Source organism: Bradyrhizobium sp. GW821-FHT13H05, from assembly GCF_058804065.1.
The window spans coordinates 950,452-957,177 of record NZ_JBXAPO010000002.1 but is presented as its reverse complement, the minus strand read 5'-3'; the positions used below and the strand labels follow the sequence as shown (position 1 = coordinate 957,177).

6 protein-coding genes are annotated in these 6,726 nt (G+C 64.7%); 3 read left to right on the top strand and 3 right to left on the bottom strand.

Annotation, left to right across the window (positions count from 1 at the left end; genetic code table 11):
- Nucleotides 1–122 precede the first annotated feature (122 nt).
- A complete protein-coding gene (locus tag AC1RR3_RS08815; RefSeq protein ID WP_492821393.1) occupies nucleotides 123–1,106 on the bottom strand; it encodes a glycerophosphodiester phosphodiesterase in 984 nt (327 codons plus the stop codon).
- 160 nt (nucleotides 1,107–1,266) lie between these two features.
- Between AC1RR3_RS08815 and AC1RR3_RS08810 the strand changes: the two genes are divergently transcribed.
- The 3 genes from AC1RR3_RS08810 to AC1RR3_RS08800 all read left to right on the top strand — a co-directional run bounded on the left by AC1RR3_RS08810 (nucleotide 1,267) and on the right by AC1RR3_RS08800 (nucleotide 4,641).
- The gene (locus AC1RR3_RS08810) at nucleotides 1,267–2,226 is read left to right on the top strand and encodes an acyl-CoA desaturase (protein WP_492821391.1); all 960 of its coding nucleotides are present in this window, start codon (nucleotides 1,267–1,269) and stop codon (nucleotides 2,224–2,226) included.
- 47 nt (nucleotides 2,227–2,273) lie between these two features.
- Nucleotides 2,274–3,656: an MBOAT family O-acyltransferase gene (locus AC1RR3_RS08805; protein ID WP_492821389.1), complete on the top strand. Its 1,383-nt coding sequence runs from the start codon at nucleotides 2,274–2,276 to the stop codon at nucleotides 3,654–3,656.
- 79 nt (nucleotides 3,657–3,735) lie between these two features.
- Nucleotides 3,736–4,641, top strand: coding sequence for a hypothetical protein (locus AC1RR3_RS08800; protein WP_492821387.1), 906 nt, complete (start codon nucleotides 3,736–3,738; stop codon nucleotides 4,639–4,641).
- Nucleotides 4,642–4,644: 3 nt separating this feature from the next.
- Here AC1RR3_RS08800 and AC1RR3_RS08795 read toward each other — a convergent pair whose 3' ends face one another.
- Together AC1RR3_RS08795 and AC1RR3_RS08790 are read right to left on the bottom strand one after the other, a co-directional pair.
- Entirely contained in the window at nucleotides 4,645–6,342 is a 1,698-nt protein-coding gene (locus tag AC1RR3_RS08795; protein ID WP_492821385.1) for a fatty acyl-AMP ligase, read from the bottom strand.
- 25 nt (nucleotides 6,343–6,367) lie between these two features.
- A complete protein-coding gene (locus AC1RR3_RS08790; RefSeq protein WP_492821383.1) occupies nucleotides 6,368–6,622 on the bottom strand; it encodes an acyl carrier protein in 255 nt (84 codons plus the stop codon).
- Nucleotides 6,623–6,726 lie beyond the last annotated feature (104 nt).

Here is a 6,726-nt window from a genome sequence, read left to right as displayed (position 1 = left end):
CCCGGACGCAGCGCAGCGCTTCTTCAGCGGTGCGCTGCGTCCGGGGCCCATCGGAGCTTCTGGGTCCCGGCTCTGCGCCGCACCGCTACGCGCTGCGTCGCGTCCGGGACACGAGGGTGGAGTTACGGCACCACCGGCGTTCCCGCCGGCAGCGCAATTCCCTTCTCGCCCGCGACCTGCCGCAGCAGGTCGGGGCGGTCCGAGATGATCCCGTCGACACCGATCTCGATCATGCGCGCCATGTCCTCGGACTTGTTGACGGTCCAGACCACGACGCGCAGTCCGAGCGTATGGGCTTCCGTGATCAGTGCCGCGGTCACGTCGCCGAAATAGGGCGACCAGATCGCGCCGCCCGCAGCCTTGATGGTTCGCGGCAGCGAGCCGCCGTGATCGGCCGGACTGAAACCCGCGGTCCAGTTGGTGGCCTTGTCGAGTGCGACGGTCTGGCCCGAGCCGCGCTGGAGCGTCAGGTACACGGTCGGCATATCAGGCGCCTGCTGCTGGACGAGCCGCAAGGTCCGCCAGTCGAACGACTGGATCATGACGCGGTCTGAAAACTTTTCGGTCGCGATCAGCCCGAGCAGCTTTGCGACGAAATCTTGCGGATCGCGCGATTCCTCCGGATGGTTCGGATCGATCTTGGTCTCGATATTGAAGCGCATGCGGGTGTTGCCGGACTTGCGCACCAGCGCGAACAGCTCGCTCAGCGTGGGAATGCGCGTGCCCGGCACGGCACGCTGGTCGGGGAATTGTTTGGCGTAGGCACTGTCGGGACGGATCTGGCCGACGTCATAGGTCATGACCTCTTCGCGCCGCAGTTTCACGAACGGCGTGCCGGGCGGGGCGATGTAAGCGCCGCTCGCGTCCCGTGTGATGTCAGGATTGAGCCCGCGCTCATGCGAGATGACGACCTCGCCATCGGCGGTGATGCCGACGTCGAGCTCCAGCGTGTCCACGCCCATCGACAGCGCGTTGGCGAAGGCTGGCAGGGTATTTTCCGGCATCAGCGCGCGCCCGCCGCGATGTGCCTCGAGATCGAAGGCCATGGCCTCTCCCGCGATCAGGATCGAGATCGCAGCCAGAACTGTCGCAGCAGGTGACGGCATCACAGACCGAACGGCAAGAGGAAGGGGCGGAATTCACACGGATTTTGGCGGGCAGAGCCTATTCTATAGGCTTTTGCGCCTGTTGAAACCCTGGGCTGCGGCTTGGGTTGCGCCCGCCCGGCTTGTATATACTCATGGAGGCCGCCCTGGAATTCCGACCGTGCAACAGAAACGCGATCACCGCATCATTCGCAGCCGGCATTTTCACAAGATGCAGCGGCGGCATTTCATCGTCTTCGACGTCCTGCCCTTCGTCGGTACGCTGATTGCGTTGGGCTTGCTGCTCTATCGTCCGATCGGCGCCATGGAGCTCGGCCTGTTCTTCGGCTTCTGGCTGATCACCGGCCTCGGCCTCACCGTCGGCTACCACCGCCTGTTCACCCACCGCGCCTTCGCGACCTCCACGACGATGAGCGCGATCCTGATCATCATGGGATCGATGGCGGGCCGCGGTCCCATGCTGTCCTGGGCGGCGATGCACCGGCGGCACCATGAGTTGTCCGATCACGACGGCGATTTGCATTCGCCGCGGCTGCATGGCGACGGCTTGCTCGGCCGTCTGCGCGGCTTCATTCATGCGCACCTGACCTGGATGATCGCGCACGATTATCCCAACGTCGCGCATTACGTGCCGGACCTGATGGCGGACCGCAGGCTGGTCGCCGTCAACAGCTACTATTACAGCTGGGTTGTGCTCGGCCTGCTGCTGCCAGCTGTGATCGGCGGCCTCGTGACGATGAGCCTGTGGGGGGTGCTGAGCGGCTTCTTGTGGGGCGGCGTGGTTCGCATGTTCGTGGTCGAGCAGACCTTTTCCGCCATCAACTCCATCATGCACACTTTTGGTGCGCAGCCTTTCGTCACCCGCGACGACAACAGCCGCAATCTCGGCCTGATGGCCTGGCTCGGCTGGGGCGAAGGCTGGCACAACAATCACCACGCTTTTCCGTATTCCGCGGCCTTCGGCCTGCGCTGGTTCGAGTTCGATCCCGGCTTCATCTTCATCCGGGCGCTGGAAGCGCTCGGGCTTGCCTGGGACGTCAAGGTGCCGAGCGAGGAGAAGATCGCGCGGCGCATGTCGCGGCAGCCGGGCGATGCCGCGCCCGACCTGGAAACGGGCTGAGCATCATCGGCCGGCGTGAGCGCCGGCGATGGTGCAGCCTTGATCCGATGCTGTTCAGCGACTACCCCTTTCTCCTGGTCTTCCTGCCGGCGGCGCTGCTGATCTACCGTCTGGCCGATCCGTATCCGCATCTGCGGGTCGGCGTGCAGGTCGCGTTGTCGCTCGCCTTCTATGCCTGGGGCAGCCCGTCCTTCATCCTGCTCCTGATCGCCTCGATCGCGATCAACTGGATCGCATCGGTCGCCTATGGGCGGGTGAAGTGGAAGGCGGTGCTGACGCTCGTGATCGCGCTCGATCTCGCGGTGCTGGCGCTGTTCAAATACGCCAACTTCCTGCTCGCCAATCTCGGCCTTGTGCTTGGCACGACGCTGCCGGCGCTCGACATCGGGCTGCCGCTCGGCATCTCCTTCTTCACCTTCCATCACATCATGTATCTGGTCGATCTGAAGCGTGCCCGGGCGCCGCTCTACACGCTCGACCGCTACGCGCTCTACATCGCCTTCTTCCCGCAGGCGATCGCGGGGCCGCTGGCGCGCTGGTCGGAGGTGATGCATCAGTTCGGCCAGCAGGTCTATGTGCCAGGCTGGCAGCGCCAGTTCTGCATCGCGACCTGCTTCATCGCGCTCGGCCTGCTCGAGAAGGTCGTGATCGCCGACGGCATCGCGCAACTGCTCGATCCCGTCTACGTGCAGGCCGCCAACGGGCCGCTTGCGAGCGGCGATGCCTGGCTCGCCTTCTGCTTCTCGTTCCAGATACTGTTCGACTTCTCCGGCTATTCCGACATCGCGATCGGCCTTGGCCTGCTGTTCGGCGTGCAGCTGCCCTACAATTTCAATGCGCCGCTGCGTTCGACCAATATCCAGGATTTCTGGCAGCGCTGGCACATCACCCTGATGCAGTTCCTGCGCGACTACGTGTTCTATCCGCTGGTGAACACGCGCCTGTTGCCGCGGCGCTTGCTGCCGGTGCAGTTCTTCGGCGCGATGATGATTACGATGGCGCTGTGCGGTCTGTGGCACGGCGCAAGCTGGACCTTTGTGCTGTGGGGCGTGCTGCACGGCCTTGCTCTCGTGGGCTGCACTTTGTGGCGCCGCTATGGTCCGGATTTCCCGTCATGGCTCGGATGGGTGCTCACCGTCCTGTTCGTGCTCGCGACCGGCGTGATTTTTCGGGCGGGATCGGTGGAGGCGGCCTGGCATGTTTTCGTCGGGCTGGCTTCGCCGCTGCCGCTGGAGCGCGGCGGGCAATTGTGGCCGCTGGTGGCCGCGCCGTTGTTCGCCTTCTTGCTGCCGGCGAGCCAGGACATCGTCGCATTCTTCACCCGCCGTCCGAATGTGGTGATGGCGAGCCTGCTCGGCATCGGGATTCTGGCCCTGCTGATTCAGATCGGCGAACGAGGGATACATGAGTTCGTCTATTTCCAGTTCTGACGTCTCACCCGGATGGGGGCGTAGCCTTGCGGCCTGCTTCGGCACGCTGGTGCTGAGCGCTGCGTTGATTGCGACGCTCGTGATCCTGGTCGATCCCTATGACAGCGGCCGGTTTGGCGCCTTTGGCATTGTCGGCGTGAGCGATCGCAACCCCTGGACGGCCAATGCCAGCCGCGCCCGCGACCCGCAGTTTGATTCCGCCATCCTGGGCAATTCCACCGGGCAGTTGCTCGAGCCCGCAAGACTGGATGTGGCAACGGGTCTGCGCTTCGTTCAACTCGTCGCGCCCGGTGCCGATCCGCGCAGCGACCTCGCGATCCTCGATTTCTTCGCCAGACACCACCACACGATCCGGGCCCTGGTCGTCTCGGTGGATCAGCCCTGGTGCAGCAACACCGTGCTGCCCCTGCCGAAGGACCCGTTTCCGTACTGGCTCTATGAGGGCGGCGCGCTGCGCTACCTTGGCAATCTCTTCACCTGGGCCGCGCTCGATCGCTCTTTCCAGCGCATCGCCATCGCGCGCGGCGCACGCCAGCCGGTCCGCGCGGACGGTTATTGGAATTACGAGGAACTATGGGCGCCCGGCGCGAAACACCCCACCGCCGCGGAGCCCGCGAAGGCGGCGCCGTTCACGGGAAAAATCACCGATAGTTTTCCCTATGCCGGCATGCTGGCGGCTGAGATCGCAAAACTTCCGCGCGATGTGTCGGTCGTGCTGGTGATGCCGCCGACCTTTCACACGATGGTGCCTGTGCCCGGCAGTCGTGATGCCGCGGTTCATACGGCTTGCAGGGAGGCCTACCGCGCCATCATCAGCGGGCGCGCGAACAGCAACCTGATCGACTACCGCATCGGCAACGCGCTGACGCGGGACCCCGCGAATTTCGCCGACCTCGTCCACTACCGCGCGCCCATCGCGCGCAGGATTGAAGAGGGCATTGCAGCCAGCCTGCGCGCCGGTGAGGCGGCCGAGATCAGCTTCTGAAGCCTAGCCGATCTCCTCGAACCCGCCGTCGAGCCAGAGTTTTCGCGCCAGCGTGCGCTGGATCTTGCCGCTGGTGGTCTTCGGCAGGGTGCCGGGCCGGATCAGAACGATGTGACGTGCGGAGAGCTCGTGGCTGTCGGCAATGGCTTCGCGGATCCGGTCCTTGATCTTGTCGCTGTCGATCGCATGGCGTGCGGTGCGCTCGACCTCCTGCACGATGACCAGTGTTTCTTCGCCGCTCTCGTCCGGCACCGAGAACGCCGCGCCGCAGTTCTCGCGAAGTGCGCTGTCCAGCGTCTGCACCGTGCGCTCGATGTCCTGCGGATAATGATTGATGCCGCGGATGATGATGAGGTCCTTGATCCGCCCGGTGACGAACAGTTCTCCTGATGCGTCGAGGAAGCCGAGATCGCCGGTGCGCAGCCACGTGCCGTCCGCGCCGGCGATCTCCGCGTTGAGGCCGTCGCGCGTCGCCTCGTCGTTGCGCCAATAGGCGCGGGCGACATTGGCGCCGCTGACCCAGATCTCGCCAATGCGGTCGGCGGGCAGCCGTGCGCGGTCCTCCGGGTCCACGATCGCGATCCGCTCGCCGGCGAGGGCGCGCCCGCAGCCGACGGCAATCTGGGTGTCTTCTCGGCTGGAAGGCGGCTCCGCAGCATGCGCCTGAAGCGCCGTGCGGCTGACGCTGCGTGTGACGTGACCGTCCCCGCGCGCCCCGCCTGAAATCAGCAGCGTCGCCTCCGCCATGCCGTAGGCCGGATACATCGCGCGCGGATCGAAGCCATGCGGTGCAAATGTCTGGACAAACCGTTCAATGGATTCCGCATGGACGGGCTCGGCGCCGTTCAGCGCGATCCTGAGCGAGGAGAGATCGACGCCCTCCATCTGGTCGGCGCGATAGCGGCTGACGCAGAGGTCGAAGCCGAAATTGGGGCCGCACGCGACCTCCGCGCGATAGTGCGAGATCGCGCGCAGCCAGCCGAGCGGCCGCTGCATGAACGCGTTCGGCGCCATCAGTACACAGGTTGCGCCGACATAGAGCGCTTGCAGTGCGTTCAGAATCAGCCCCATGTCGTGATAGAGCGGCACCCAGTTGACGTAGGTGGACTGCCCGGTGTTGCCGAGCGCGAGCCGGATCATCTCGAGATTGGCGAGCAGATTGGCATGGCTCACCATCACGCCCTTGGGCTCCGACGTCGAGCCGGAGGTATATTGCAGGAAGGCGATGGCGTCCGAAGTCGGCTCGGGCAGATCCGCTGACACGCCATGATCGGCGAGATCGACCTCGATCCACCGGATGTTCTCTTGCGCAAAGCGTGCCTGCAGATCGCCGCGGAGCGCGAAAGCTGACGTGGTGAGCGCCAGCGACGGCGTGCAATCGGCAAGGATCGCGGCGCTGGCATCACGCGCGCTGTTTCGCCGGGGCATCATCATCGGCACTGCGATGATGTCAGCCATCAGGCAGCCGAAGAATGCCACCAGAAATTCGAGGCCGGGTGGAAACACCAGGATCGCACGGTCGCCGGGCCGCGCGACTTTGGTCAGGCGCGAGGCGAGCGCCGTTGCGCGCTCATGCAGTTCGCGGAAGGTGAGGGTGGTTTCCTCCGTCCCGCGATCGGAGACGAAGACATAGGCGCGGTCGTCGGCCTGCTCTGCCGCGCGCTGGGCCAGCACAGCCACGAGCGAGCGGAAGGTTTCCATCGGGCTGCGCCGGTTTCAGCCGCCCTCAGGCGGCGGTGCGGATCGCGCGCTTGTCGGCGAGAAATCGCGACAGCGCCTCTACGGTCGGATGGTCGTAAAAGTCGTCGGTCGACAATTCGATGTCGAGCTTCTCCTCCAGTTCCATCATGAGATAGACGAGCATCGCCGAATCGAGGCCGAGGCGGTTGAACTTTGTGGCGGTGTCGACCCGATCCCTCGAGATTCGCAGGATGTTGGCCAGAGCGGTCACGCAGAAATCCGAAATCTGCTCGCGAGTCATGTCATTTCCCAGAAACAATCAGAAAGACAATACGGGCGACCCCAAGGTTGTCAATTTGGCTGAAACGCCGCGGCGTTGAAGGTTGGGGACTGTTGCCTTCCTGC

Excerpts from the sequence above, each read along its gene's own strand:
- AC1RR3_RS08815 (WP_492821393.1), bottom strand. The coding sequence starts at position 1,106 with ATGCCGTCACCTGCTGCGACAGTTCTGGCTGCGATCTCGATCCTGATC.
- AC1RR3_RS08805 (WP_492821389.1), top strand. The coding sequence starts at position 2,274 with ATGCTGTTCAGCGACTACCCCTTTCTCCTGGTCTTCCTGCCGGCGGCG.
- AC1RR3_RS08795 (WP_492821385.1), bottom strand. The coding sequence starts at position 6,342 with ATGGAAACCTTCCGCTCGCTCGTGGCTGTGCTGGCCCAGCGCGCGGCA.
- AC1RR3_RS08790 (WP_492821383.1), bottom strand. The coding sequence starts at position 6,622 with ATGACTCGCGAGCAGATTTCGGATTTCTGCGTGACCGCTCTGGCCAAC.